30 protein-coding genes, 1 tRNA gene and 1 riboswitch are annotated in these 24,389 nt (G+C 41.1%); of the genes, 22 read left to right on the top strand and 9 right to left on the bottom strand.

The features are described 5' to 3' along the window. The first annotated feature begins 13 nt into the window (after window positions 1-13). The 5 genes from MHB69_RS11370 (at window position 14) to MHB69_RS11350 (ending at window position 6,111) form a co-directional block, all read left to right on the top strand. Entirely contained in the window at window positions 14-967 is a 954-nt protein-coding gene (locus MHB69_RS11370; protein ID WP_342495570.1) for an ROK family glucokinase, read from the top strand. Between the two features lie 213 nt (window positions 968-1,180). Beyond that, a complete protein-coding gene (locus MHB69_RS11365) occupies window positions 1,181-3,100 on the top strand; it encodes an LTA synthase family protein (protein WP_342495569.1) in 1,920 nt (639 codons plus the stop codon). A gap of 85 nt (window positions 3,101-3,185) precedes the next feature. Next, window positions 3,186-4,310, top strand: a complete 1,125-nt coding sequence (locus MHB69_RS11360; protein WP_065214633.1) for a M14 family zinc carboxypeptidase — start codon at window positions 3,186-3,188, stop codon at window positions 4,308-4,310. A 156-nt stretch (window positions 4,311-4,466) separates the two neighbouring features. After that, complete coding sequence (locus tag MHB69_RS11355) at window positions 4,467-5,720, top strand: MFS transporter (protein ID WP_342495568.1); 1,254 nt, start codon at window positions 4,467-4,469, stop codon at window positions 5,718-5,720. Window positions 5,721-5,796: 76 nt separating this feature from the next. Continuing rightward, entirely contained in the window at window positions 5,797-6,111 is a 315-nt protein-coding gene (locus MHB69_RS11350; protein ID WP_024427984.1) for an MTH1187 family thiamine-binding protein, read from the top strand. Between the two features lie 23 nt (window positions 6,112-6,134). Here the strand turns inward: MHB69_RS11350 and MHB69_RS11345 are convergent, their stop codons facing one another. Continuing rightward, the gene (locus tag MHB69_RS11345) at window positions 6,135-6,308 is read right to left on the bottom strand and encodes a DUF2759 domain-containing protein (RefSeq protein WP_003217333.1); all 174 of its coding nucleotides are present in this window, start codon (window positions 6,306-6,308) and stop codon (window positions 6,135-6,137) included. A gap of 157 nt (window positions 6,309-6,465) precedes the next feature. Here MHB69_RS11345 and MHB69_RS11340 point away from each other — a divergent pair, with 157 nt between their 5' ends. Then, on the top strand, window positions 6,466-7,104 hold the full coding sequence (locus MHB69_RS11340) for an MBL fold metallo-hydrolase (RefSeq protein WP_024422981.1): 639 nt from the start codon (window positions 6,466-6,468) through the stop codon (window positions 7,102-7,104). A gap of 45 nt (window positions 7,105-7,149) precedes the next feature. On the opposite strand, the gene MHB69_RS11335 is transcribed toward MHB69_RS11340, so the two are convergent. Then, window positions 7,150-7,392, bottom strand: a complete 243-nt coding sequence (locus MHB69_RS11335; protein WP_003217440.1) for a DUF2626 domain-containing protein — start codon at window positions 7,390-7,392, stop codon at window positions 7,150-7,152. 212 nt (window positions 7,393-7,604) lie between these two features. Between MHB69_RS11335 and MHB69_RS11330 the strand changes: the two genes are divergently transcribed. Beyond that, window positions 7,605-7,985 (top strand): Spx/MgsR family RNA polymerase-binding regulatory protein, encoded by a 381-nt coding sequence (locus tag MHB69_RS11330; protein WP_007501232.1) that lies wholly within the window; start codon window positions 7,605-7,607, stop codon window positions 7,983-7,985. Window positions 7,986-8,040: 55 nt separating this feature from the next. Here the strand turns inward: MHB69_RS11330 and MHB69_RS11325 are convergent. Further along, window positions 8,041-8,111: transfer RNA gene (locus tag MHB69_RS11325), tRNA-Gln, on the bottom strand. 97 nt (window positions 8,112-8,208) lie between these two features. Between MHB69_RS11325 and MHB69_RS11320 the strand changes: the two genes are divergently transcribed. The 9 genes from MHB69_RS11320 to MHB69_RS11280 all read left to right on the top strand — a co-directional run bounded on the left by MHB69_RS11320 (window position 8,209) and on the right by MHB69_RS11280 (window position 13,473). Then, entirely contained in the window at window positions 8,209-9,084 is an 876-nt protein-coding gene (locus tag MHB69_RS11320; protein ID WP_024422979.1) for an STAS domain-containing protein, read from the top strand. A gap of 177 nt (window positions 9,085-9,261) precedes the next feature. Further along, on the top strand, window positions 9,262-10,332 hold the full coding sequence (gene comGA / locus MHB69_RS11315) for a competence type IV pilus ATPase ComGA (RefSeq protein ID WP_041117979.1): 1,071 nt from the start codon (window positions 9,262-9,264) through the stop codon (window positions 10,330-10,332). Next, window positions 10,313-11,353, top strand: coding sequence for a competence type IV pilus assembly protein ComGB (gene comGB / locus MHB69_RS11310; protein WP_342495567.1), 1,041 nt, complete (start codon window positions 10,313-10,315; stop codon window positions 11,351-11,353). The genes comGA and comGB overlap by 20 nt, the downstream gene beginning before the upstream one ends. Window positions 11,354-11,369: 16 nt before the next feature. Continuing rightward, a complete protein-coding gene (comGC, locus tag MHB69_RS11305) occupies window positions 11,370-11,663 on the top strand; it encodes a competence type IV pilus major pilin ComGC (RefSeq protein WP_024422977.1) in 294 nt (97 codons plus the stop codon). Further along, window positions 11,656-12,102 carry a competence type IV pilus minor pilin ComGD gene (gene comGD, locus MHB69_RS11300; RefSeq protein ID WP_342495566.1) on the top strand — a complete coding sequence of 149 codons (447 nt, stop codon included), beginning with the start codon at window positions 11,656-11,658 and terminating at the stop codon, window positions 12,100-12,102. Before comGC ends, comGD begins: the two co-directional genes overlap by 8 nt. Then, window positions 12,086-12,400 carry a competence type IV pilus minor pilin ComGE gene (gene comGE / locus MHB69_RS11295; protein ID WP_264315972.1) on the top strand — a complete coding sequence of 105 codons (315 nt, stop codon included), beginning with the start codon at window positions 12,086-12,088 and terminating at the stop codon, window positions 12,398-12,400. Before comGD ends, comGE begins: the two co-directional genes overlap by 17 nt. Continuing rightward, window positions 12,312-12,839, top strand: a complete 528-nt coding sequence (gene comGF, locus MHB69_RS11290) for a competence type IV pilus minor pilin ComGF (RefSeq protein WP_342489525.1) — start codon at window positions 12,312-12,314, stop codon at window positions 12,837-12,839. Before comGE ends, comGF begins: the two co-directional genes overlap by 89 nt. Beyond that, window positions 12,836-13,219 carry a competence type IV pilus minor pilin ComGG gene (comGG, locus tag MHB69_RS11285; RefSeq protein ID WP_211043251.1) on the top strand — a complete coding sequence of 128 codons (384 nt, stop codon included), beginning with the start codon at window positions 12,836-12,838 and terminating at the stop codon, window positions 13,217-13,219. The genes comGF and comGG overlap by 4 nt, the downstream gene beginning before the upstream one ends. Before the next feature lie 59 nt (window positions 13,220-13,278). Continuing rightward, the gene (locus MHB69_RS11280) at window positions 13,279-13,473 is read left to right on the top strand and encodes a YqzE family protein (RefSeq protein WP_024422974.1); all 195 of its coding nucleotides are present in this window, start codon (window positions 13,279-13,281) and stop codon (window positions 13,471-13,473) included. Window positions 13,474-13,507: 34 nt separating this feature from the next. Here the strand turns inward: MHB69_RS11280 and MHB69_RS11275 are convergent, their stop codons facing one another. Further along, the gene (locus MHB69_RS11275; protein WP_061109527.1) at window positions 13,508-13,786 is read right to left on the bottom strand and encodes a DUF3889 domain-containing protein; all 279 of its coding nucleotides are present in this window, start codon (window positions 13,784-13,786) and stop codon (window positions 13,508-13,510) included. 299 nt (window positions 13,787-14,085) lie between these two features. Between MHB69_RS11275 and tapA the strand changes: the two genes are divergently transcribed. Genes tapA through MHB69_RS11260 form a run of 3 tightly spaced genes read left to right on the top strand, consistent with a single transcriptional unit; the run spans window position 14,086 to window position 16,096 of the window. Beyond that, window positions 14,086-14,613, top strand: a complete 528-nt coding sequence (tapA, locus tag MHB69_RS11270; RefSeq protein WP_342495565.1) for an amyloid fiber anchoring/assembly protein TapA — start codon at window positions 14,086-14,088, stop codon at window positions 14,611-14,613. Window positions 14,614-14,665: 52 nt separating this feature from the next. Continuing rightward, window positions 14,666-15,238, top strand: coding sequence for a signal peptidase I (locus MHB69_RS11265; RefSeq protein WP_342495564.1), 573 nt, complete (start codon window positions 14,666-14,668; stop codon window positions 15,236-15,238). 57 nt (window positions 15,239-15,295) lie between these two features. Beyond that, a complete protein-coding gene (locus MHB69_RS11260) occupies window positions 15,296-16,096 on the top strand; it encodes a TasA family protein (RefSeq protein WP_034280222.1) in 801 nt (266 codons plus the stop codon). A gap of 67 nt (window positions 16,097-16,163) precedes the next feature. On the opposite strand, the gene sinR is transcribed toward MHB69_RS11260, so the two are convergent. The 4 genes from sinR to MHB69_RS11240 form a co-directional block, all read right to left on the bottom strand. Next, window positions 16,164-16,499 (bottom strand): transcriptional regulator SinR, encoded by a 336-nt coding sequence (gene sinR, locus MHB69_RS11255; RefSeq protein WP_024422969.1) that lies wholly within the window; start codon window positions 16,497-16,499, stop codon window positions 16,164-16,166. Between the two features lie 33 nt (window positions 16,500-16,532). Beyond that, window positions 16,533-16,697, bottom strand: a complete 165-nt coding sequence (locus MHB69_RS11250) for an anti-repressor SinI family protein (protein ID WP_075623492.1) — start codon at window positions 16,695-16,697, stop codon at window positions 16,533-16,535. Between the two features lie 184 nt (window positions 16,698-16,881). After that, the gene (locus tag MHB69_RS11245) at window positions 16,882-17,679 is read right to left on the bottom strand and encodes a YqhG family protein (RefSeq protein WP_342495563.1); all 798 of its coding nucleotides are present in this window, start codon (window positions 17,677-17,679) and stop codon (window positions 16,882-16,884) included. A 14-nt stretch (window positions 17,680-17,693) separates the two neighbouring features. Beyond that, window positions 17,694-19,364, bottom strand: coding sequence for an SNF2-related protein (locus tag MHB69_RS11240; RefSeq protein WP_034280230.1), 1,671 nt, complete (start codon window positions 19,362-19,364; stop codon window positions 17,694-17,696). 253 nt (window positions 19,365-19,617) lie between these two features. Continuing rightward, window positions 19,618-19,724: riboswitch (glycine riboswitch) on the top strand. Window positions 19,725-19,925: 201 nt separating this feature from the next. On the opposite strand from MHB69_RS11240, the gene gcvT reads away from it, so the two are divergent. Genes gcvT through gcvPB form a run of 3 tightly spaced genes read left to right on the top strand, consistent with a single transcriptional unit; the run spans window position 19,926 to window position 23,839 of the window. Beyond that, window positions 19,926-21,023 (top strand): glycine cleavage system aminomethyltransferase GcvT, encoded by a 1,098-nt coding sequence (gene gcvT, locus MHB69_RS11235; protein ID WP_046311744.1) that lies wholly within the window; start codon window positions 19,926-19,928, stop codon window positions 21,021-21,023. A gap of 16 nt (window positions 21,024-21,039) precedes the next feature. After that, complete coding sequence (gene gcvPA, locus MHB69_RS11230; RefSeq protein ID WP_061109346.1) at window positions 21,040-22,386, top strand: aminomethyl-transferring glycine dehydrogenase subunit GcvPA; 1,347 nt, start codon at window positions 21,040-21,042, stop codon at window positions 22,384-22,386. After that, window positions 22,379-23,839 carry an aminomethyl-transferring glycine dehydrogenase subunit GcvPB gene (gene gcvPB / locus MHB69_RS11225; protein ID WP_034280236.1) on the top strand — a complete coding sequence of 487 codons (1,461 nt, stop codon included), beginning with the start codon at window positions 22,379-22,381 and terminating at the stop codon, window positions 23,837-23,839. The genes gcvPA and gcvPB overlap by 8 nt, the downstream gene beginning before the upstream one ends. Window positions 23,840-23,883: 44 nt before the next feature. Here the strand turns inward: gcvPB and MHB69_RS11220 are convergent, their stop codons facing one another. Continuing rightward, complete coding sequence (locus MHB69_RS11220) at window positions 23,884-24,264, bottom strand: rhodanese-like domain-containing protein (protein ID WP_024422963.1); 381 nt, start codon at window positions 24,262-24,264, stop codon at window positions 23,884-23,886. Between the last annotated feature and the right edge of the window lie 125 nt (window positions 24,265-24,389).

Below are 24,389 nucleotides of genomic sequence, written 5' to 3'. Positions count from 1 at the left end.
AGGTGGAGGGCATATGACAGGGGATTGGTTTGTAGGTATTGATCTTGGCGGTACGACAATTAAGCTTGCGTTCATTAATCTATATGGTGAAATTCAGCATAAGTGGGAGATTCCTACGGATAAATCCGGGCAGACGATCACAGTCGATATTGCCAAATCAATTGACCATAAACTGGTTGAGATCAGTATGCCGAAATCAGCACTTATTGGGATCGGAATGGGTGCGCCTGGACCTGTAGATAAAGTATCTGGCATCGTCTATAAAACAACGAATCTGGGCTGGACAAACTACCCCTTGAAAGATCACCTAGAGGCAGAGACGGGACTTCCATCTGTCATTGAAAATGATGCGAATATTGCTGCACTCGGTGAAATGTGGAAGGGGGCAGGCGATGGCGCAAAAAATATCCTGATGGTCACACTTGGAACAGGGGTTGGCGGCGGCATCATCGTCAACGGTGAAGTTGTTCAAGGGGAAACAGGAGCTGGCGGAGAAATTGGCCATATTTGTGCTGTTCCATTTCAAGGTGCACAGTGTAATTGCGGAAGAACAGGCTGTATTGAAACGATCGCATCTGCAACTGGCATCGTCCGGATTGCAAAGGATAAATTAGAAACCGAGCAGCATACATCTTCACTTGGCAAGCTCGCTTCGCTATCGGCAAAGAATGTATTTGAAGCGGCAGAAAACGGAGATGATCTTGCAATGCGTGTCGTAGAAGAAGTGACGACACATCTTGGACTTGTCCTAGCGAATCTTGCTAGTGCTTTAAACCCAACAAAAATTGTGATTGGCGGCGGTGTTTCAAAAGCAGGTGAGCTTCTTCGCAGTAAAGTAGAGCGCATTGTGAAACAACATGCTTTCCCGCCTTGCGCTGACGATGTTGAAGTGGTAATTGCATCCCTCGGAAACGATGCGGGTGTTATCGGCGGGGCATGGATGGCAAAAACCAAATGGCTGTCTTGAACAAAAAAGTCATAATGATGTCATTTTTATTAAAAAAAGCGATAGATAGGCATGAAATTGGATGTTTAGCATATTCATAAGTTTGTCATGAGGAAAAAGACATTGATTTTCCATCATATACAGGATAAGATATACTTTAGTTATTTTTCTAGAAGCACCAATAATTAGGGTATATCCAGAGCCTGGGTGCGCGCTTAGCATAAGGAGGTTACAATGCGAAAGAATAGATTAAAGGCGATTTCATTTTTACTGATTGCGACATTGCTGATGTGGGTCAAAACCTATGTTATCTATAAATCTAGCTTCAATATTAAAATTGAAAATTTCATGCAGGAGTTTATCCTGTTTATTAATCCGCTTAGCTTTCTCTTGTTTATCTTCGGTATCGGTTTATTTTTCAAAGAAAAAAACCGCAATCGATATATCATCGTGACAAGCTTTATCCTAACATTCGTTTTGTTAGCCAACATTGTGTTTTATCGATTCTATAGTGATTTTCTAACCATCCCCGTCCTATTTCAAACAAACAATATGGGTGACCTCGGGTCAAGTATTACCTCATTAATTGAACCAGTCGATTTACTGATGTTTGTTGATATCATCATTTTAATTTGGCTCTATAAAAAACAGCCTTCCTTTAGAACAGATGTCACAATTTCACGAAAAGAACGAGCGGCCTATTACTTATTTGTGGCAGCTACATTCTTCTTTAACCTTGGTTTAGCTGAAACAGAACGACCAGAACTCCTTACTCGCTCATTTGACCGTGAGATGCTGGTGAAAAATATCAGCTTATATAACTTCCATATTTATGATGGGGTATTGCAATCGAAGCAGTCCGCCCAACGAGCTCTTGCTGACAGTAATAGCTTAACTGAAATTGAAAACTATGTAAGCGCAAATCAAACGGACCGTAATGAAAAGACATTTGGTCAAGCAAAAGGACGAAATGTCATTCTTGTATCACTTGAATCTACACAGAGTTTCGTGATCAATGAAAAATTAAACGGGAAAGAAATTACTCCGTTTTTAAACAAATTGATCAAGAAGAGCTATAACTTTACTAATTTCTATCACCAAACAGGTCAAGGGAAAACATCTGATTCAGAGTTTATTGTAGATAATTCTCTTTATCCACTTGGAAGAGGGGCTGTGTTCTTCACAAATCCAAGCAATGAGTTTACAGCGACACCTGAGCTGTTAAAGGATGAGGGCTACCACTCTTCTGTTATTCATGCGAATAACAAAAGCTTCTGGAACCGTGACCTTATCTACGATAGCTTTGGCTACGATAAGTTCTTTGATATTAAATCATTTGATGTGAATGAAGAAAACTCAGTTGGCTGGGGACTGAAAGATGGTCCGTTCTTTGAGCAGTCCGCTGAATTAATGAAATCGATCCCGCAGCCTTTCTATACGAGATTGATTACATTAACGAACCATTTCCCTTTTGATTTAGATGAAGAAGATAAGCTCATTGATGAATATGATTCAAAGAGCAAAACGCTGAACAAGTACTTCCCTACAGTGCGTTATCAAGATGAAGCCCTTAAGCTTTTCTTTAAAAAGATGAAGGAAGCTGGGTTATACGATAACTCCATTTTTGTTTTGTATGGGGATCACTACGGAATTTCTGAAAACCATAACGAAGCCATGGGACAATTTTTAAATAAAGAGATTACGCCATTTGAAGAAGTACAGCTTCAAAAAGTCCCGTTTGTTGTACACATTCCAGGGGTGACGGATCAACATCCAAAAGAAATTGATACGGTAGGCGGTCAGGTCGATATCCGTCCAACTGTACTCAATCTTCTAGGGATTGATACAAGTAAACAAATTCAATTTGGTCATGACCTTTTATCGAAAGATAAGAATGACTTTACAGTACTCCGTGATGGAAGCTTTATTACGAAGGACAGCATTTTTACAGATGGTGTTTGCTACAATAAAGAAACAGGCGAGCCAGTAGATGATAAAAACGTGTGTCAGTCTTATGAAGAGAAGGCGAAGCAGGAGCTTCAGTTCTCTGATCAAATCATCTACGGGGATCTCCTTAGATTTTATGATCGAAACAGCCCGGACCATTCACCATCCAAAAAAGAAGGTGAAACGGAGCTGAAAAAGGCGTCCTAATAGATGAAAAAACCTCTGCTATTTTAGAAGCAGGGGTTTTCTTTTTTTGCCTTCCGGCTCATATAGTATGAGAGGAGGGATGTAAATGAAGACAACGTCGTTTGGAAAAATTGAATGGCAGCTGGATGAAGCGGGGAGGGATGCTGTGGCAAAGCAGCTTGGCATAGGAAAAGCGGCTTTTCATTTATCAAATCAAACAAGCACTGATGAGCTTCTTTTACCAGGATATAGACTTCCAGAAGGAGTCCATGTATTTGATTCGATAGGTGATGTGCAGAGATTTATTGCACCTTACAGACTGCAGCAATCCGATGATTGGATCAATGGAACATTTGAATATGATAGCGCTCAATTAGAAGAAGAGCTGAGCCGCTTGAAAGCCGTATTTCCTTTTCTTCATATTAGCGTTATTGGCCATTCAGTGCTTGATACACCTATTTATGAGATCCGAACAGAGCCTGTTCAGCATTTACATTCTATTCATCTCAATGCCTCATTTCATGCAAATGAATGGATCACGACGTCTGTTTTATTAAAATGGCTGAAATCGCTTTGCTTAGCAGCGTCTGACCCAGTGCAGGCAAGACATTATGAAGCGGTTCATATCCTGCAGACCACCGCTTTATCCATCGTGCCAATGGTTAATCCAGATGGAGTCGATTTGGTACGTAATGGACCGGAGTCACTAGGTCTTCATCGTGAAGAATTCACTCTGCTAAACGGTGGATATTCCGATTACCGGGAATGGAAAGCAAATATTCGAGGGGTGGATTTAAACAATCAGTTCCCTGCTTATTGGGAGATCGAGTACTATCGTCATCAGGCGAAAGCACCGTCCTACCGGGATTATCCTGGGCGCGAGCCATTAACAGAACCAGAAGCGAAAGCGATGGCAAATCTTGCGTTGCGAAAACGATTTGACCGGCTGATCGCCCTTCATACACAAGGAGAAGAGATCTATTGGGGTTTTCTTGGCCATGAGCCAGCCATCTCAAAAGAAACGGTCAAACGATTCGAACAAGTGAGCGGCTACAAACCGATCCAATATCTCGACAGCTATGCAGGTTATCGCGATTGGTTTATTTATCAATTTCATAATGAGGGCTATACAGTCGAGCTTGGTCTAGGGAAAAATCCTCTTTCCATGGTTCAATTTGATTCGATCTATGAAAAAACAAAGCGGCTTTTGTGGGAAGCGTGTAAGTGTTAAAAGCACCTGTCTGGTGCTTTTTCATATTCTGAGAAACAATCAATTGCTTATGGTCAATAAAAACAATGTTGAAGCAATTGACGAAGGTCTCCTTGTAAGCTATTGTGAAAGATATGGATGTAAAAAAAAGGATATGATTTAGGGAGATGTCGACTATTGAGTGCGCAAAGCCTGTGGAAAAGAAATTTTACTTATTTATTTGTTTCTAAAATGTGCAAAATTACGGCTGATAGTTTATCTTTCAACACCATCTTGTGGCTTTTAGTACTAGGAGGGAAAGGGGCCATAGGGACAGCTTTTTTTATTGCGGTCAGCTTTGTCCCTCAAGCGATTGTTGGGCCATTTATTACGCCCATGATGAAGCCGCATCAATTGAAATTCTGGATGTGCTTTGCTGATTTAACAAGAGCAGCGATTATCCTTGTAATTGTGGTTAGTTACTTTTATGGTTTCACACCATTAGTCCTCATCATTGGCTGTATGCTGCTGCATTCGGCGACAGGAGGTTCCTATGAACCGGCATCTGTATCGATTATTCCAAAGCTTGTCCATGAGGACCTCATACAAAAAGCGAATGCAACCATCCAATCAGCAAGTCATGTAGTAAGACTTGTGACGGTCACGATTTGTGGTGTCATGATTGCATTTGCAGGCGTAGGTTATACAATGCTTGTGATCATTCCTCTTTACCTTTTGTCCGCTTTATTGGTGTTCTTGATTTCATATCAAACAGACGTCATCATCGATAAAGCCAAAAAAGGATTATCTTACGGCAAAAGATTAATTCGAGGTTTTTCACTTGTTAGAAGCCACCATATTTTGTTTCCATTAGCGATTTTTTGTGTCTGCTCAAACTTTGCTGCGGCACCATGGGAAGCATTGTCTGTTATTTATTTAACAGAAGACTTACATAGTGGACCGGTCGTCTATTCATTCATCAAAGTCACAACTGCACTAGGCGCATTTTTGATGGGGTTTGTTTTGACAAAGATAAAAGTGAATCGGTATGGATTGCTGTTTATAGGCGCTGGGATCGTTGATGGAATCGCCTTCTTCATCACAGGTATGAACGCATTGTTGCCTCTTGTGTTTATATCAGCTTTTGCTTTAGGAGCAGCAATTAGTGCAGTTAACGTACCCGAACATACGATGATTCAATTGTCAGTAAAGGCAGAGGATCAGCCGCAAGTGTATGCGATCATCAACATGATTTCCTACTTAATGATTCCGTTAGGCGCCCTCCTTGGCGGCTATATGGCAACAATATTTGGATCTGGGTATGTCATTGCGGCCGGCGGCATCATTGAAGCTGCTTCAGGTATATGCCTGCTTCTGTTTACAAAGATCGGGAAGGTAGAGAGAGCGGATTTGACGATAGAACGAGACAAACCTGCCGTAAACGCAACGTAAGCATGGCATGATTGAATGAGGATAGGTTACAATGAGGACGAGAAAACATGAGAATTTAATTGAAAGGGGAAAAACGATGGCTATAGCAGACGTCACCATCATTCCGATAGGCACTGAAACACCAAGTGTCAGTGCTTATGTAGCAGATGTACAAAGAATTTTAGAAGGCTTTCAACAAGAAGGGAAAATCAAATATCAATTAACACCGATGAATACGTTAATTGAAGGCGAATTATCCGTTTTATTTGAGGTCATTCAGCGCATTCATGAAGCCCCTTTTGAAAAGGGATTGCACCGAGTAGCGACCAATATTCGCATCGATGACAGACGGGATCAAACCACAACACTTACAAGCAAATTAGAAAGCGTGAATAAGCATTTAAATCAATAAAAAAGCCTGCTATAAGCAGGCTTTTAATGTGCAGTTGGATAACCGCTATAGATGATGGTCATGACAGTGAACCATCCAAAAACCAAAAATGTAGCGCCTGCAAAAGCGATGGCAAGTACGTTCACTTTTTTTAGTGAGCGATAGATGCCGAGCGCAGCTAAAATCGTGACTAGACCAAAAATAATGACGAGCATCATGTGAAAGTCCCCCTTTGTCATCAATCCCCTTGATTTCCTTTCTTTTCATTTTAACCGTTTTCATAAAGCTTGTCGAGTAGATTCCAGTTGACGATTGTTTGAATTTTTATTGAATAGCCTTCATAATAAAAAAGAATGAATAAAGTAGGTGATGAAAATGAATTGGAGAAGAATGCCACTAGGCTATGTACAAGCGAACGCATATATTTGGAAAAATGAACAGGGAGAATGCTTAATTTTTGATCCAGGCGGTGAAGCGCAAAAACTGATTTCCTATGTAAAAGAAAAACAGCTCACACCGCTTGCTGTCTTATTGACACATGCTCATTTTGATCATATTGGCGCGGCAGATGAGGTGCGCGAAGAGTGGGGAGTGCCGCTGTATGTACACGAAAATGAAAAAGAATGGCTCACGAACGCTGAATTAAACGGTTCAGCTCGATTGATTGGGAATGGAATTACGGTCAAAGAAGCTGAAAAATTGATTACGTCAGAAGGAACGCTTCAAATTGGGTCGTTTACATTAGAAATGTTCCATACACCAGGGCATTCACCAGGCAGTGTGTCTTACTATTCGGCGGAAGAGGGCTTTGTTATTTCTGGTGACACGCTATTTGAAGGCGGCATCGGGAGAACAGATTTAGTAGGCGGCAGTCAGGAAGTGCTGCTACAATCAATCCATCAAAAATTATTGTCATTGCCAGAATCAACTCTTGTTTTAAGCGGACATGGCGGGGAAACGACTGTGCTGACGGAGCAGGAGCAAAATCCGTTTATTAATGGATTTTCTCTTTAAACGTATGAAAAAAAGCATCTCTTTTTATAGAGATGCTTTTTTCAATTAATGTCCGGTACCGGGAACCATGATGAAAATCGAATAATATGTAAATCCGGCAAAGAAAATCGTCAAGTACGCTCCGAAAATGTAAATATACATTCTTTCGGATAAATTCAAGTAGGATAAAAATACAAAAAGAACGGTTTGACCGAAGAATAGCAGCGATGCATCTTTCATATGTCCTAAATAGAACATGACAGCAAAAATACCCGTCCAAAAGCCAAGAACGCGGAACATGCGATTCATTTCTTTCCCTCCCCTTAAAAACCCCTTTGATTCATATTATAGCTGATCATCACTTGTTATGTAAACATTTACATTTTTGACATCATGTGAACAATTTATTTTGAATGCAGAAAAAATTTTTTTGAAAAAATGATGAAAAAGTGTTTATGCCGAAAAACATGAGGGTACTTACTCCATAAGAGAAAAGGTTAACGACCTAAGGAGGAAGACTAATGAGTGACATTACTTTTTATTCATACCCGAGCTGCACGTCTTGCCGCAAAACAAAACATTGGTTAAAGGCGAATCAAATTGATTTTAAAGAGCGTCACCTTTTCAGAGAAACGCCAACACTAGATGAATTAAAAAAGATTCTTTCTTTAACAACAGAGGGAATGGATGAAATTTTAGCCACACGAAGTCAGGCTTTTAAAAGCTTAAATTTAAATATTAATGACTTAAAAGTAAACGAGGTCTTACAGCTTCTCATTGAAAAACCAAAGCTGCTCCGGAGACCAATCATCATTGATGGGAATAAATTAGTGGTCGGCTATAATCCCGGAGAACTCATGAAAATATCAAAGAAGAAAGCGATTCATCAATCGGTATCCTAATAAAAAACGAAGATCAGCTGAAACAAGCTTCAGCCGTCTTCGTTTTTGTGCTGAACTGGGCTAGCTGGGTTCGAACCAACGATCACGGAGTCAAAGTCCATTGCCTTACCACTTGGCTATAGCCCAATATCAAACGTGTAATGTTATTGTTCACCATCTGCGGTCATTTATACATAAAAGTTGTATGTCACGAGTTTTAGTGAAAAAGGAGCGAAAGAAATAAATGAAAAATGAAAAATCAAAGCAATTATACGAATTTATACTAAAAGAAGCCCCTGTCATGACCGAAGAATGGCTAAAAACAAGAACAGAAGAAGGCTCATTATATTCTAAACATGCTTCAGAGGAAACGGAAAAGAAGCTGAAGGAACAGAACACAGCGTTTATTCAAACCATTGCAGCCACGCTTGTGACACTGTCTGACAAAGTAGAAAACCATTTGAAAAAGTGGTCTGTTGATATTGCACGTGATCGAGCAGTGCACGAGGTGCCGTTATATGAAATCATTGGACAGTTTAAGATTTTCCGCCACATTTTCTGTTCGAGAATTGAGACATTCACCCAAGAAACAGAGCTTGAAGTGACGCTGCAAGATGTGTGTCAGTGGAATCAGCACTTTCACGCCACATTTGATGACATGATTGAGCGTTTATCAGAAGAATATGACCGCGTGACACTTAGTCAGCTGAATGCACAAAGAGAAATGATTCAAGAGCTAAGTGCCCCAGTTATTCCAGTATCAAAGGAAATTGGGATTTTGCCGCTGATTGGGGAAATCGATACGTACCGGGCCAAAATCATTCTGGAGTCCGTACTAGAACAGGCTTCAAGACTGCGTCTAACACACTTATTTATTGATATTTCTGGTGTTCCCGTTGTTGATACGATGGTGGCTTATCAGCTGTTTAAAGTGGTCGATAGTGCGAAGCTGCTAGGAATTGAGACGATTATTTCAGGCATCCGCCCAGAGATCGCTCAAACTGTAGTGAAACTGGGCATTGATTTCTCAAAAGTAAATACTGAGCATAGCCTTGCAAAAGCGTTAGAAAAAAGAGGATTTCGTATCTTTGAAGAGCAGCCGCAAGAAGCCACATCATGACCAAAAAACCTGTACTTGTAAAAGTCAGGTTTTTTTATATGCTCTTTTCTAAAAAATGATGTAATGCATCGTGAGTTGAGGGTTTTCATCATTGATTAGTCATGAAAATCATAAATTGCTCTTTTGTCATTCACGTTCCGCCATTCTACAATGTGATCAGAGAAAGGAGTGATCCACTTGTATGGGATTGAATATTTAAGGCAAGAGCTGCTAGAAGAAGCATGCCGCATGAGGGCTTCTGATGTGCATATTGTGCCAAAAGAAAAGGAAGCTTCGGTGTCATTTCGTGTTGATTCAGATTTAATCCAGCAGCGAACCATTGATAAAAAAAGCGGAGAGAGGCTTATTGCACATTTTAAGTTTTTATCTTCTATGGATATCGGGGAAAAAAGGAGGCCGCAAAATGGCTCACTAGCTGTGATGCTAAGAAACGGTCAAGTGTTTATTCGGATGTCTACCTTGCCGACAGTGAATGATGAGAGCTTAGTGATTAGAATTTTACCGCAGGATCATGTTCCGAAAATAAAACATCTATCATTATTTCCGAAAGCCTCAGCCAGATTATTATCCTTTTTAAACCACTCGCATGGACTCATTTTATTTACTGGGCCAACAAATTCAGGGAAAACAACAACACTATATTCATTGATTCAGTTTGCAAAAAAGAATTTTAACCGAAATATTATTACCCTTGAAGATCCTGTCGAAACAAGGAATGAAGAAGTGCTGCAGGTTCAAGTGAATGAAAAAGCCGGCATCACGTATGCCGCTGGATTACGCGCTATTTTAAGACATGATCCAGATGTGATTGTGCTAGGAGAAATAAGAGATGCTGAAACGGCCAGAACGGCGATTAGAGCAGCACTGACAGGCCATTTAGTATTGAGTACGCTCCATGCAAAAAATGCAAAAGGAGCCCTTTATCGTATGCTTGAATTTGGTGTGACGATGAATGAACTTGAACAAACAATGGTTGCGATTGCTGCCCAGCGATTAATCGAGCTCACCTGTCCTTTTTGCGGAGAAAGATGTCAGCTTTACTGTAAATTAAATCGACCGATCAGACGAACAAATGTATTTGAGCTGCTGTTCGGAAAAGAGCTTGGTGAGTGTATCAAGGAGGCTAAAGGAGAATATGCTCACTCGTCATATGAAACACTGCAAAGATTAATTCGTAAAGGAGTGGCACTCGGCTATTTATCAAAAAACACTTACCATCGCTGGGTTTATGAAGAAGCGAGCCTCTAAAGTATGGTCTAAAAAGGATCAAGCTGAATGCCTATCAAAACTGGCTCAATTAATTCAGGCTGGATATACATTGATTGAGGCATTGGTGATGGTGAATATCCAGTTATCAAAACAACAGCGGCAGCAATTAAAGCTAGGTATTCAGTGGCTGCACGAAGGCGAGCCTTTTTATGTAGTGCTGGAGAGACTCCATTTTCAGAGGGAAGTCATCGCTATACTATGTTTTTCTGAGAAGCATGGCAGTCTAGCCCGTGCTTTAGAACAAAGCGCCCGTTTTTTAGAGAAAAAAATCAAACAGTTAGACATGTTTAAACGTATGTTACGTTACCCGCTTTTCCTCATCTTCACGGTTTTGGTCGTGCTGGTACTCGTTCAGCAAATGATCATTCCTCAATTTTCTGTTTTGTACTCATCGATGGATACCCGCATGTCTTGGCTGATTCAAGGGATGTTTGGACTATTTCAATTCCTTCATGCTTTTCTGCTCATCACTAGTTGTCTGTGTATCTGTCTTATTGGATATTATGCTGTTTTTTTTAGGAAAAAGTCGACCCTTGAGAAATTGAGGGTGATGAGCAAGCTGCCTTTTTTATATAAAGGGATGCAGCTGATGCATACGTACCTTTTTTCTCTTCAGCTCAGCGGACTGCTTCAGGCTGGGTTATCGATGTACGAAGGTTTGCAAGCTTTTAAACAGCAAAGCTACCTGCCTTTTCTTCAAGAAATAGGTGAACAAATGATGGAAGAGTTAAGAAAAGGAGAAAGCATGGCCCATCAAGTAAGCGTGTCTCCTTTCTTCGAAAAACATTTTGCAGCCATCATCAAGCATGGTGAAGCCAGTGGAATGCTTGCGAGAGAAATGTACACGTACAGCCAATTTCTATTAGAGAATGCAGAGCTAAAAATTGAAAAATGGATTTCTTGGCTGCAGCCGGTTATTTATGGGGTAACAGCACTTCTTATACTCATCGTGTATTTATCTATTCTTTTACCAATGTATCAACTAATGGAGCAAGTGTAAGAAGGAGGACAGAGTCATGAATGATAAAGGATTTACCCTGTTAGAAATGTTAATAGTCATGCTTGTAATATCCATTCTTTTACTCATTACCATACCGAATATTACACGTCATCACCAAGCTATTCAGGCAAAGGGCTGTGAAGGGCTTAAATCAATGGTCAGCACACAAGTGATGGCATATGAATTGGAGCATGATGGGAAGACGCCATCTTTAGCTGAATTAGAAAAAGAAGGTTATGTCAAAAAAGGATTAACTTGTCCTAATGGAAAAGCGATTGTCATTCAAAACGGCAACGTGAAGCATGAATAAATTATTTTTACATGAGAAGGGTTTTACCCTGATTGAACAGCTGATGATCTTACTTGTTTTATCGATTGTATTGTCGATTATGGGAGGGAAAATCCCAAATATAATAGAGAGCGCTGAAGCCAAAAGACAAGTAAACCTCATGAAACAAGATCTTCAATTGGCATCATATACTGCATTTATCAAAAAAACACGTGTACATGTTGGGATTCATCCGCCGCATGTATCTTATCAGGTAATAGATCAAAAGAGTAACGAAGTCATTGCTTCTTATCAGCATAAAAAGGGCAGCATCAAAACTTCTACATTCTCGCAAGGTATCTATTTTAATGCAAAGGGACATCCAAGCAGCGGTGGATCTCTCATTGTCGAATTTGGCAGTCAATCGTATAAACTGACGATTTATTTAGGAAGCGGGCGAATTCATGTTCAAAAACAATAGAGGATTTAGTACGTTTGAGACGCTGTTTGCCTGTCATCTCTTTCTATTTGCTGCCCTAGTGCTCATGCCAGCCTATGAAAAACTCATGATGGGGAAAAAGGAAGTGAGAGCCAAGCTTGATGCATATCAGGTTTTACATGAACAGATGAATGAAGCGTTCATAAATGGGACAACATCTTCCATCAAAAAGAAGAGAGGCGAGATCATATATGTTTTCAATTGGCGTAAACAGAAGGGATGTGTTTCATACAAAGTACAAAAAAAAGAGACCATATGCTTTCGGCATGTGGAGCGATGACAAAGCTTTTACCCTTTTACAAGCTTTGTGGCAGCTGCAGCTATTTCTATTTCTTTCTTTTGGCTGTGGGCTGATCTTTTCAGCAGCTGAGAAAGCTCGTCCATTTGAAGACATCAACGGATTTTCCCAAATGGAGTGGAAACAGACTGTCCTGCAATTAGAAGAGGAATTAAGTCGTGCCGATGCTGTGAAATCAGTGAAAGGAGGAAAAGTGTTAGAGTATATTTCCGATCAAGGGCGAGTGGTAACAATTGAGCCATACCAAGAAATGCTTCGAAAACGAACGGATCAGGCTGGACATCTTCCTTTATTGCACAAGGTGAAACAATTTCACGTGAGAACGAGTCAGCATAGAGCGATTCTTAAAGTCACAGATGGATCTGGTAAAGTGTATGAAGCCGTTTTTTTCACATATAAAGGAGTGGTTCGTAAATCGTGAAAAGAGAGGAAGGGTTTATCTATCCGCATGTACTTTCGGCGATTTTATTTTTTCTCTTGATCCTAGGGTCGATAACGATGGGGTTTCAAAAAGAACTGAAAAGTGCAGAGCTGACGATTTCTTTTTATAAAAAACAGCAGCTTTTTAGGGTGGGTGTGAGTGAAGCTGCCAGCACAGTAGAACGTATTTGTGCGAAACAGAAAACCCATATTGATACTGAAGAAGGCCGTGTGACATTGAAGCGGATGAAATGCGATCTTAAGAAAAAGCTTGTCCTTGTTTTGGTGAAGGTGAAAACAAAAGATGGTTTATCCGATGAGCGTGAACTGATGCTGGATTGGAAGACCGGTGAAATCATGAGATGGGCAAATCCTGATTAGCCAGTGTATAAAATCATCCTCTTCCTGGTAAGACTTGAAGGAAGAAGAGGTGAAAGTGCTTGAAAACAAATGACTATGTAAAATATATGACGCAGGAAATCATTAAATATATGAATACACCACGTGACGAACGGAAGGAACACAAACAAGAAAAAATAGAAACGAAACCGCCGTTTTCACAGCGTTTATTTGGGGTTCTGCCGTTTGGCTTATCCATGATGCTTAAAAAACGCCAGCGCCATCGACGAAAGTAAAAAGCCGCCCAGCAGGCGGTTTTTCTATGCCGTTTTAGCTGTATTCCTCCACAACAATCACTTTATTCACCTTATTTGAGTAAGGATTATAGGAAATGGTGACAAACACCCCAAATTCCTTTGTATGGTCTTTTAACGTAATATGATACTGCTTCACAGATTCCTTATCGCGGTGGCGGTCCCATACTTTTTGTTTAAATAATACTTGCGTTAGCGGGTATCTTTTTTTTGCTTCTTTGACTGCCCGCGTTTCCCATTGATCTGCGGCGGCAGTCAAACCTCTCGCATCAACGGGTTTGAACTCTAGCATCATAGGACTCAGCAGTAAACTGAGCATGATTATGATTTTTCCATATTGCACTTAACATCACCTCACCTCTTCATATCCTGACCAAATCCTACATTTTTATGTAAGTTTTAAGAAGTACAAATGTCACACAAAAAAATATTGAATATGGTGAAAAAATGAGAAAATGGGAGAATTTTCTCGTAATGGTTCTTGTTTAAGAACAAAATGGACTAATTTGACGTTTTGGGTTTTATAGGTATTTCCTTATACTGTATATAATCGTTCTTTTTAAAGAACAAAAGTTCAAGGAGTTGAAGGAATGAATGAAACAGTCGCTCTTTGTACTCTTTTGTGCCATTTGTTTGATTTTGACGTCTTCCATCATGACACCAACAAATGCTTCTTTTAACGATGTCGAGCACAAAAACTTTGTCATGAAAACATGTGGAAATTTTGAACAGACAGATCAGCATTGTCAGCCTAAAAAATGGGATCAAAGTCAATTGGAGCTTATCGATCAAACGATGATCGAAGGAACAGTCTGCGCACCTCAAAAACTGAGCATGACACTAAAAAATAGTGGACAGCCTATTGCGTACTCTGAATGGAAGTGGGAATTACATAAAATAGGAAATGATCAGAAGCCATTACAAGATGGTCATATTCTTGAAAAGGGCTCCATAAAGTCCCTGTTGTCGCAAGAAACAGCGACTGTCACGACAGATAAAGCAAAAACAAATGGAAGCTATGCATTTAAAATCTATTATCCTAAAGGGTTTGACGCATCTGATCAGGCGTACTTTTGGTCGAAACCGATGGTGCTCTCAAAGTGTCAAGAAAAGGCGTCCTGAATGGAGCTGTCTTTTAAAGGGAAAAAATGATAGGCGAAGGGGAGAAGGGGTTATGAAAAAATGGATGAAGATGTCTGGGAGTATTCTTTATGTGATGGTGTTCACGGTGATGATAGCCTCTATTATTGTCGTGTTGTCATCAAGAACAACAGGAGGAGAACCTCAGATCTTCGGTTATCAATTGAAGCAAGTATTATCAGGTTCGATGGAACCAGAATTTTCAGCTGGGTCTCTAATTGTCGTAAAACAGGTCGCCTCACCTGAGACGCTCAAAAAAGGAGATATTATTACGTTTCAAACAAAGCAGGATCAGTCCTTTGTGACCCACCGAATTGTTGGGGTGAAGGGAAAGGGTGCATATAAAGCGTTTGAGACGAAGGGTGACAACAATATGTCTCAGGACGGCACGCTGGTAAAAGCGGATCAGGTAACTGCGCAGTATATGGGAGTGAACATTCCTTATGCGGGTAAGCTTCTTTCATATGCAGGGACATCTGCTGGAACTGCTTTACTCCTTATCATACCAGGTGTCATGCTGCTCGTTTATTCAACCATTCATTTTGTGGGCGCAGCGAAACATCGTAGACACACGGCTGATGTACATATGAAAGAGGAACAAGCTTAAATCGTTTGTAACCTAATCAGGTTTCAATAAAACAATAAATTAGGGGGTTTATTATTCATGGCAATGAAGAAATCAATTCGTTTAGGTGTATTATCAGGGGCTTTAGGTCTTGCATTAATTGGCGGGGGAACATGGGCGGCGTTTAATGATATTGAAAAGGCAAACGCGGTCTACTCAACAGGAGAGCTGGATTTATCTGCTAAAGAGAACTCCGGCGCCATCAACCTTGCGAACTTAAAACCTGGTGATCGGATCAAGAAAGAATTTCATTTTGATAATAAGGGATCATTAGCGATAAACCAAGTGCTGATGAGTCTTGATTATAGCCAGTTTACAGATGGATCTTCCGCGAAGAATGGCGGTAAAAATACAGCTGAAGAATTTCTCAGCCAGTTTCAGGTGAGTGTTCTTACGGTTGGAGCCGAAGGTGGAAATGGTTATCCGAAAAATATTATTTTAGACCATGCAAACCTGCTTGACTTGCATCAATTAACGTCAAAACAGGATCAGACCGCATTTGAAAAGCTTCGTCATGCCGTCGATGAGAAGTTTTTACATGAAAGTGGGAAAATTAATGTAGCAACTGTTGATGGAACAGTGGCTCCAGAGTATGACGGCATTCCAAAGAATCCGTTTGATTACGATAAAGTGGAAATGATCATTGAATTTATCAATGACCAGACGAAGGATAAAGCTGGTCACTATATCCAAAATAAATACCAAGGCGATGCGATTCAAATTGATCTTTCCTTCGAAGCGACTCAGTGGAATGGTTTAACGATCAATCCAAAAAAGCATACGGATGAAAAAGGCTACGTGAAAGAAAACGAAAAAGCACACAGCGAAGATAAAAAATAAAGCCAGTCTTTAGGCTGATATCAAGGTCTGCATAGCAATTGGAGGAGTATGCGCTAAAACGTGCGCTTTACTCCTCTTCTTGCTTTTTTCTCCAGATTTGATAATCTAAAAATTCACGAAATTGCTTTTTCGAAACCCCTGATGTCATTGCATCTCGAACTAGTTTTTCCCATTCACTATCTAATTGACCATCGTATTCGGTTTCATCTTTTTCGTTTAAAAGTGTATGAACCGAGACGTCCAGAACAGCGGAGACTTTTTCAAGAAATTGAATGGAGGGGTTTGTTTGCAAGTTTCTTTCTATTGAGCTTAAATAAGACTTCGCTACCCCAGCCTTTTCGGCCAGTTCTGATAGTGAGTAGCCTTTTTCATTGCGGTATTGTTTAATACGCTGGCCAATCAATGTCATCACCTTCCTTTCGATATTATAGCACATTCAGAAAGGTTTGATAGAATGACTTCTTACCAGAGGGGGAGACTCAGAGGACTTTTCATTTGATTTGAGGAAATGACGGACTTCTTCAACTGTTAGTCCTGCCTTGCGAGCTTCGCGTAATAATTGAATCCATTCACTGTCTAATTTGTTCGTTTTCTTTTCCATACAAATACCCCTCCTAAAATACTGAATCATGTATTTCAGGCACTTAACGCATGAAATGGAAAGACATAGGTGGTAAGACCTCATAGTTTGCTTGCGTCATGTTTCCGCCCAATACAAACAGACAAACTTTGCTTTAGACTGATCGAAAATTGTATGTCACATAAAAGGGGAGGGGGACCATGAGTCAACCTCCTCTTTTTTGCTGTAAGTAAAAAAGTCCGCCATTTTCAATCGTAAGACTGATTTTTGGTTCATATAAAGTTTTAAGTGCTTGTCTTTCTATTTCATATTCTACAGATTTGTCTGAAGTCCCTTCATAAAATTGGTTTAAAAGTTCGGAGTCTTCCTTCCATTTTTGAACGGCTCGCACTGCCCAGTCATCTGGCTCTTCATGGGCATAACGCTCCATGAGGCTGTAGAGCCGTTTGATTCCGCTTTCTGGCTTAATCATTGTACTCATCGTAAAGCAATAATCGGGAATTTGAGATGACAGCTCACGAGCTTCCAGCTTCTCTTGAAATTGTTCAATGACTTCTCCGCGAATGAGATGAAGGCCTAATGATAAAAGCTTATCCTTCTTCCGGTCTGCCAGATAAGAGATTTTTACATTGAGACCAAGCCATGGCTCAAGGGCGATCTGGTTGTTCGTGAGCGGGCTGACTCGTTCATAAAGCCGGATAAAACGGCCCTGCTCTTTGACCGCCTCAAATATTTGAAATAACCGTGGGGAGCCGAAATGGATAAATTCACCACTGGTCGTATCACCCGCTTTTTTTTGATCTGTGATGAATGTCAACTGCCGCGGTTCAGGTACACCGCCAGTTTTTTCAAGCCAGTGCCAATAAAAAGGACGGTTCATAATTAATTTATCCATTTCGATTGTCAGCTGTACGGTCATATGTCCTGCACTTTCTTCTAATATGCTGCATTGATTCGCCTTGAAAAAACGGAGAAGAAAGGTGTGAATGTCATGCTGCTCCATTGATCAACTCTCCTTTATGAGCCCTGCTGTCTTTTTTCTAAAAGTGGTGTTTGTGCTTCAGTTAAATAAGAAGCAAACTGGGTTAATTTCTTTTTCATGTCTCCGCCTGATTCATGCTGGAAGAGGATTTGATGCAACTTTGTTTCGACATCTTCAATATCAATTCTCGTTAAAATATCATCTAAATCGCCTATGACGTTTTCAAACAGCTGAATTTTCTCATATAAAAGCTTTAAAATATGCTCTTCAACTGTTCCGTTTGTTGACATATTGTAAATGTGCACATCCCGCTCTTGGCCAAGGCGGTGGATACGTCCAATTCTCTGTTCTAAACGCATCGGGTTCCACGGGAGGTCGTAGTTGATGATTTGGTTACAAAACTGAAGGTTGATCCCTTCGCCGCCAGCTTCTGTCGCAATTAACACTTGCGCCCGTTCTCTGAATAAATCTTTCATCCAATCTTTTTTGCCCCGCTTAAAGCCGCCCCGAAATGGCACAGAGCTGATGCCATTTTGCTGTAGAAACCATTGTAAATAAATTTGTGTGGCGCGGTATTCGGTGAAAATAATGACCTTCTCATTTAACTGCTGAATGAGTTTGACCACTTCAAGCGCCTTTGAGTTTTGCTCCACTTGATTGATTTTCTCCATAATTTGCGTTATAGCAGAAGATCCGAGAATATGCTTTTCTTCTTCCTGCATTTTTTTAATCGTCATATAAACCGCTTCACGGCTTGAACAGCATTCTCGTTCCAAGGTCATAATGGAAAACATATGCTTTGTATAAGACGGATTCTCTTTCAGCTTGCAGATTTCATCATACAATGCTTGTTCTGTCGGAGAGAAATCAATGGAAATCGTTTTGACATGCCGTTTTGTCCACTCGATGCCTGTGTCTTGTCTTCGGTTTCGAATCATCACTTTATTGACGAGCTGTTTTAATCGGTCATGGTCTTCAAGCTGCAAGTCCTTTTTGGCAAAGAGATCTTTAAATTGATGTTCATTTCCTAGGTGGCCTGGCTTCAGAAGGGAAACGAGATTAAATATTTCTCCGATCCGGTTTTGAATAGGTGTCGCTGTCAGCAGCAGGCAGAACTTCTTATTCAGGTTTCTCACAAATTCATAGTTTTTCGTTTTATTGTTTTTCAGTTTGTGTGCTTCATCGATAATGACCATATCGTACGCAATCGATAAAATCGTGTCTCGATGCGGCTGTCTTTTGGCGGTGTCAATGGAGGAAACCACAACGTCACACTGCTCCCACACATAGCTCTTTTTTTGTTCAACAGCATCAATATAAAATTTCGTCCGCAGCTCCTGTACCCACTGAGACACAAGGGAGGCGGGGACGAGAATGAGAATCTTTTTGGCAAGTCCACGAATCATGTATTCTTTGATAATGAGTCCTGCTTCTACGGTTTTTCCAAGTCCCACTTCATCTGCTAGAATGGCTTTCCCATTCATTTCTTCTACGACTCTTCTGGCTACTTCGAGCTGGTGCTTTAAAGGTGTGAATGCAGGCAGGTGCGCGGGAGCTTGCAGCCCCTCGAATGAATCAATGGCTGTGACTTTTTGAACCTGCGTCGCTAAACGATACATATCCCAGTTCGCCCAGGGGCCGTCTGCTGAAAGCCGCTGCTGAAATTCATTTGCCCATTCCTGATCAAAAATCGTTTGAATATTCAATGTGGTCGCCTGCCTTTCTTTCTAGTAGGGTCTGATAAAATTGTTCTGTTTTTAAACGCTTCATTTTTTAAGAGGTCTCTAAAAGACTAGATATATGAATAAAAGCGAACGATATCGAAAGGTTGTTTTAAAAATGTTAATGATTTTTCTGTTGCTCTTCATCCATTTCTAATGGTAGGATGTTGATAAGTGATCTAGAAAATAAGTCACCCATTTTGATAGTATGTCCAATAAATGTGAAAAATATGAGCGGATGATGGTATGGGGAGAGACTTGGCGGTTATTTTGCACTGGCAGGCGCCGAAGGAGCAAGCTGAATGATTCAGTGAATCTCTCAGGCAAAAGTACTCTTACCGGACGCAACTCTGGAGAGTGTTTGCTTAAGAGTTTTAGCAAACCACCAAAGGGGAAAACGCACAAGGATATTGTGCTGTAAACTTTCAGGTGCAAGGACAGAGACTTCTTTTTGATAAAAGGGAGCGCTCTGTCCTTTTTTGCTGTGATTTTTTTCTGAAAATTCAGCTTGCATTTGCACTGTAAGAAAAAAGGGGGAAACGATTGATGTTGAAACGAACACCGCTTTTTCATGCGTATGAAACGTTTGGCGCAAAAACCATTGACTTCGGGGGCTGGGAATTACCTGTCCAATTTTCTTCCATTAAAGAAGAACATGAAGCTGTTCGAACAAAAGCAGGGCTTTTTGATGTGTCTCACATGGGTGAGGTGGACGTCAAAGGTCAAGATGCCCTTCCATTTTTACAAAGGTTATTAACCAATGATGTGTCTAAGCTGACAGACGGTAAGGCACTATATACAGCCATGTGTTATGAAGATGGCGGAACGGTAGATGACCTGCTCGTCTACCAAAAAGAAAAGAATCACTATTTACTTGTCATCAATGCATCAAATATCGATAAAGATGTGGATTGGCTATTGAAGCACCAAGAGAAGGATGATGTATTGATCAAAAATATTTCTGATCAAACCGCCTTGCTAGCGCTTCAAGGACCTCTTGCAGCTGACATCATCAAAGAGGTGGCAGATGAAGAGGTGACATCGCTTAAGCCATTTACGTTTTTATCAAAAGCTGAGGTCGCAAATAAAGAAGTGCTCGTTTCCAGAACAGGCTACACAGGGGAAGACGGCTTTGAAATCTACTGCCAGTCAGAAGATGCGGTCCACCTTTGGTCAGCTTTATTAGAAGCGGGGCAGCCAAAAGGACTCATTCCATGCGGACTCGGTGCACGTGACACCTTGAGATTTGAAGCAAGACTTCCGCTTTACGGCCAGGAGCTGACAAAGGATATCTCTCCATTAGAAGGCGGCATTGGTTTTGCTGTCAAAACGGATAAAGAAGCTGATTTTATCGGAAAAGCTGCACTTAAAAAACAAAAAGAAGAGGGGCTGAAACGAAAGCTTGTCGGCATTGAAATGATCGATAAAGGGATACCGCGTACAGATTATCCAGTCTTTTCAGGAGAAAAGCAGGTTGGGATTGTGACAACGGGCACTCAATCCCCAACATTAAAGAAAAATGTCGGGCTTGCTTTGATCGAAACCTCAGTGGCAGAGCTTGGGGCAGAGGTGGAAGTACAAGTTCGCAAAAAACGTCTAAAAGCCAAAATCGTCGCAACACCATTTTATAAAAGAGCCAAATAACGAGGGGGAATAGAGGATGAAGCACAGGTATTTGCCGCAAACAGAGCAAGATCAAAAAGAAATGCTGGATGTCATCGGCGTTCAGTCGATTGATGAGCTTTTTTCAGATATCCCAGAGAAAGTTAGATTCAAAGGAGCATACAACATCAAAGAAGCCGCATCTGAAACAGCGCTTGTCAGGGAATTATCCCGACTAGCTGCAAAGAATAAGGATACAGTTTCCTATGCATCGTTTCTTGGTGCAGGTGTATATGATCATTACCAGCCTGTCATTGTCGATCATGTGATCTCACGCTCTGAATTTTATACAGCGTATACACCTTATCAGCCGGAGATTTCGCAAGGTGAATTGCAAGCGATCTTTGAATTTCAAACAATGATTGCTGAGCTGACCGGTATGGATCTTGCCAACTCCTCGATGTATGATGGCGGGACGGCACTTGCTGAAGCGGCAATGCTCGCTGCGGGACATACAAAGAAGAAAAAAGTGATTGTTTCTGAAACGGTTCACCCTGAATCAAGAGCGGTGCTGAAAACATACGCCAAAGGACAAAACATTGAAGTTGTTGAAGTGCCTGCGAAAAAAGGGCAGACAGATCTAGCTGCATTGGAAAAGACGGTCTGCGATGATACAGCAGCAGTTCTCGTGCAATATCCAAACTTTTTTGGTGTAGTCGAGCCGTTAAAAGACATTGAACCCATTGCACATAAAGGAAAAAGCCTGTTCATTGTCTCTAGCAATCCCCTCGCACTCGGACTATTGACGCCTCCTGGAAAACTCGGGGCAGATATTGTCGTTGGTGATGCGCAGCCGTTCGGCATCCCGGCTGCATTTGGCGGACCTCACTGCGGATATTTCGCCGTGACGAAAAAGTTGATGAGAAAAGTGCCAGGTCGTTTAGTCGGGCAGACAGAAGATGAAAATGGTGTTCGTGGATTTGTCCTGACTCTTCAAGCGCGTGAACAGCACATTCGAAGAGATAAAGCGACGTCAAATATTTGCTCAAACCAAGCATTAAATGCATTAGCTGCTTCTGTTGCCATGACGGCACTAGGGAAAACAGGCATAAAAGATATCGCCTATCAAAACGTGCAAAAAGCCCATTATGCCAAGACGCAGGCAGAAAAATATGGACTGCAGGCGGATGTAGAAGGAGCTCATTTTAATGAATTTGTGATCAAGCTACAGGAGCCTGTGAAAGAAGCCAATAAACGATTGCTTGAAAAAGGAATCATCGGCGGCTACGACTTGGGGCTAGACTACCCAGAGCTTCAGCAGCACATGCTTGTAGCCGTGACAGAGCTAAGAACAAAAGAAGAAATTGATACGTTTATCAAGGAATTGGGGGATCGCCATGAATAAACAAGATCAGCCGCTTATTTTTGAATTATCTAAAGAAGGAAGAATTGGGTACAGCCTGCCTGATTTAGATGTACCTGAACAGGAGATCCCGTCTTTATTTGATGAGACGTACATCCGTGATGAGGAAGCTGAGCTTCCTGAAGTATCTGAGCTTGATATTATGCGTCATTATACAGCATTATCAAGACGCAATCATGGGGTCGATTCCGGATTTTATCCTCTTGGCTCATGCACGATGAAATATAATCCAAAGATTAATGAAAAGGTTGCACGGCTTGCAGGGTTCTCACAGGTTCATCCGCTACAAGAGGCAGACACTGTGCAAGGTGCATTAGAATTACTATACGATCTAGGTGAACATCTTGAAGAAATTACGGGAATGGACGCTGTGACATTACAGCCTGCGGCAGGAGCACATGGCGAGTGGACGGGACTCATGATGATCCGTGCGTATCATGAAGCAAGGGGAGATCATCAGCGTACAAAAGTCATTGTGCCTGATTCTGCTCATGGAACGAACCCGGCATCTGCGACAGTCGCTGGATTTGAAACCATTACCGTCGCATCTGACGAAAACGGGCTTGTTGATTTAGAAGATTTACGCCGCGTTGTTAATGAAGAAACAGCTGCTTTAATGCTTACAAACCCGAATACACTCGGCCTCTTTGAAGAAAATATTTTAGAAATGGCTGAAATCGTTCACGGAGCTGGCGGTAAGCTTTATTATGACGGAGCCAACTTGAACGCTGTTTTAAGCAGAGCAAGACCAGGAGATATGGGATTTGATGTTGTCCACTTAAATCTTCATAAAACCTTTACAGGCCCGCACGGAGGCGGAGGTCCTGGCTCAGGTCCTGTTGGCGTTAAAAAGGAATTAATTCCTTATTTGCCAAAGCCAGTGCTTGTGAAGAAGGAAGGCCGTTTTTACTTTGATCATGACCGTCCAGAATCAATTGGGCGCGTGAAGCCATTCTATGGCAACTTTGGCATTAACGTCAGAGCTTATGCGTACATCCGCTCTATGGGGCCAGACGGTTTAAAGGCTGTAACCGATAATGCCGTGTTAAATGCGAACTATATGATGCGCCGCTTAAGTGCTCATTATGATTTGCCGTTTGATCGTCACTGTAAGCATGAATTTGTTCTTTCAGGTAAACGTCAGAAAAAATTAGGTGTGCGGACACTGGATATTGCCAAACGATTACTTGATTTCGGCTATCATCCGCCAACGATCTACTTCCCGCTCAATGTAGAGGAATGTATCATGATTGAACCGACTGAAACAGAATCAAAAGAAACACTTGATGCATTCATCGAAGCAATGATTCAGATAGCGAAAGAAGCAGAAGAGAATCCTGAAGTGGTGCAGGAAGCGCCGCATACAACGGTTGTCAAACGTATGGATGAAACAAAGGCCGCACGGAATCCAGTTCTCGTTTTTGAAAGAAAATAAAGAAAAAAGACTCAGGGGGAATCATGCTCCCAGAGTCTTTTTAGTTAGTTCTTCGTTTTAATGCGGCCGCCCCATTTTTTAAAGCCGCCTTTTAAATTATAAATCTCACGGCAGCCATTTTTACGTAAAGTTTGGGCTGCTTTTCCGCTTCTGAAATTATTTTGACAATAGAGATAAACAGGCTTGTCAGGACGTATTTCGTTTTTGCGCTGCTTTAGCTGGGAAAGGGGGATATTTCTTGCCCCTAAAATATGTCCGCCTTCAAACTCATTTGGCTCTCTCACATCAATGAGCTGGGCTTTGCGGTAACCTTTAATAAATTCTTCTTCCGTCAGCGTTTTCATAATGCGCTGCTGATAAATGTAGCTGCCGATGGAATAAAGAACGAAAAGTCCACAAAGTGAGAGGACGATATAGTTGAATATTGACAATACAACTCGACTCCTTCTTGAGCATCAGCACAGTAGCCTGTCTGATGGTACGTTTTAGACAAATACTATTATAGTAAAGCATAAGAAACTTGTCATCATAAATGGTAAGAATTATTTTC

It is taken from the genome of Bacillus sp. FSL K6-0994, from assembly GCF_038630815.1.
GTDB lineage: Bacteria > Bacillota > Bacilli > Bacillales > Bacillaceae > Bacillus > Bacillus safensis.
This window is presented reverse-complemented; position numbering and strand designations above follow the sequence as displayed.

Excerpts from the sequence above, each read along its gene's own strand:
- MHB69_RS11275 (WP_061109527.1), bottom strand. The coding sequence starts at position 13,786 with ATGATGCTAGAGTTCAAACCCGTTGATGCGAGAGGTTTGACTGCCGCC.
- MHB69_RS11330 (WP_007501232.1), top strand. The coding sequence starts at position 7,605 with ATGAGTGACATTACTTTTTATTCATACCCGAGCTGCACGTCTTGCCGC.
- gcvPA (WP_061109346.1), top strand. The coding sequence starts at position 21,040 with ATGAAGCACAGGTATTTGCCGCAAACAGAGCAAGATCAAAAAGAAATG.
- MHB69_RS11340 (WP_024422981.1), top strand. The coding sequence starts at position 6,466 with ATGAATTGGAGAAGAATGCCACTAGGCTATGTACAAGCGAACGCATAT.
- tapA (WP_342495565.1), top strand. The coding sequence starts at position 14,086 with ATGAAACAGTCGCTCTTTGTACTCTTTTGTGCCATTTGTTTGATTTTG.
- MHB69_RS11360 (WP_065214633.1), top strand. The coding sequence starts at position 3,186 with ATGAAGACAACGTCGTTTGGAAAAATTGAATGGCAGCTGGATGAAGCG.
- comGF (WP_342489525.1), top strand. The coding sequence starts at position 12,312 with ATGTTTTCAATTGGCGTAAACAGAAGGGATGTGTTTCATACAAAGTAC.
- gcvPB (WP_034280236.1), top strand. The coding sequence starts at position 22,379 with ATGAATAAACAAGATCAGCCGCTTATTTTTGAATTATCTAAAGAAGGA.
- gcvT (WP_046311744.1), top strand. The coding sequence starts at position 19,926 with ATGTTGAAACGAACACCGCTTTTTCATGCGTATGAAACGTTTGGCGCA.
- MHB69_RS11370 (WP_342495570.1), top strand. The coding sequence starts at position 14 with ATGACAGGGGATTGGTTTGTAGGTATTGATCTTGGCGGTACGACAATT.
- MHB69_RS11365 (WP_342495569.1), top strand. The coding sequence starts at position 1,181 with ATGCGAAAGAATAGATTAAAGGCGATTTCATTTTTACTGATTGCGACA.
- MHB69_RS11350 (WP_024427984.1), top strand. The coding sequence starts at position 5,797 with ATGGCTATAGCAGACGTCACCATCATTCCGATAGGCACTGAAACACCA.
- MHB69_RS11250 (WP_075623492.1), bottom strand. The coding sequence starts at position 16,697 with ATGGAAAAGAAAACGAACAAATTAGACAGTGAATGGATTCAATTATTA.
- comGB (WP_342495567.1), top strand. The coding sequence starts at position 10,313 with ATGAAGAAGCGAGCCTCTAAAGTATGGTCTAAAAAGGATCAAGCTGAA.
- comGD (WP_342495566.1), top strand. The coding sequence starts at position 11,656 with ATGAATAAATTATTTTTACATGAGAAGGGTTTTACCCTGATTGAACAG.
- comGC (WP_024422977.1), top strand. The coding sequence starts at position 11,370 with ATGAATGATAAAGGATTTACCCTGTTAGAAATGTTAATAGTCATGCTT.
- MHB69_RS11260 (WP_034280222.1), top strand. The coding sequence starts at position 15,296 with ATGGCAATGAAGAAATCAATTCGTTTAGGTGTATTATCAGGGGCTTTA.
- MHB69_RS11335 (WP_003217440.1), bottom strand. The coding sequence starts at position 7,392 with ATGAATCGCATGTTCCGCGTTCTTGGCTTTTGGACGGGTATTTTTGCT.
- MHB69_RS11265 (WP_342495564.1), top strand. The coding sequence starts at position 14,666 with ATGAAAAAATGGATGAAGATGTCTGGGAGTATTCTTTATGTGATGGTG.
- MHB69_RS11320 (WP_024422979.1), top strand. The coding sequence starts at position 8,209 with ATGAAAAATGAAAAATCAAAGCAATTATACGAATTTATACTAAAAGAA.
- MHB69_RS11245 (WP_342495563.1), bottom strand. The coding sequence starts at position 17,679 with ATGGAGCAGCATGACATTCACACCTTTCTTCTCCGTTTTTTCAAGGCG.
- MHB69_RS11345 (WP_003217333.1), bottom strand. The coding sequence starts at position 6,308 with ATGATGCTCGTCATTATTTTTGGTCTAGTCACGATTTTAGCTGCGCTC.
- comGE (WP_264315972.1), top strand. The coding sequence starts at position 12,086 with ATGTTCAAAAACAATAGAGGATTTAGTACGTTTGAGACGCTGTTTGCC.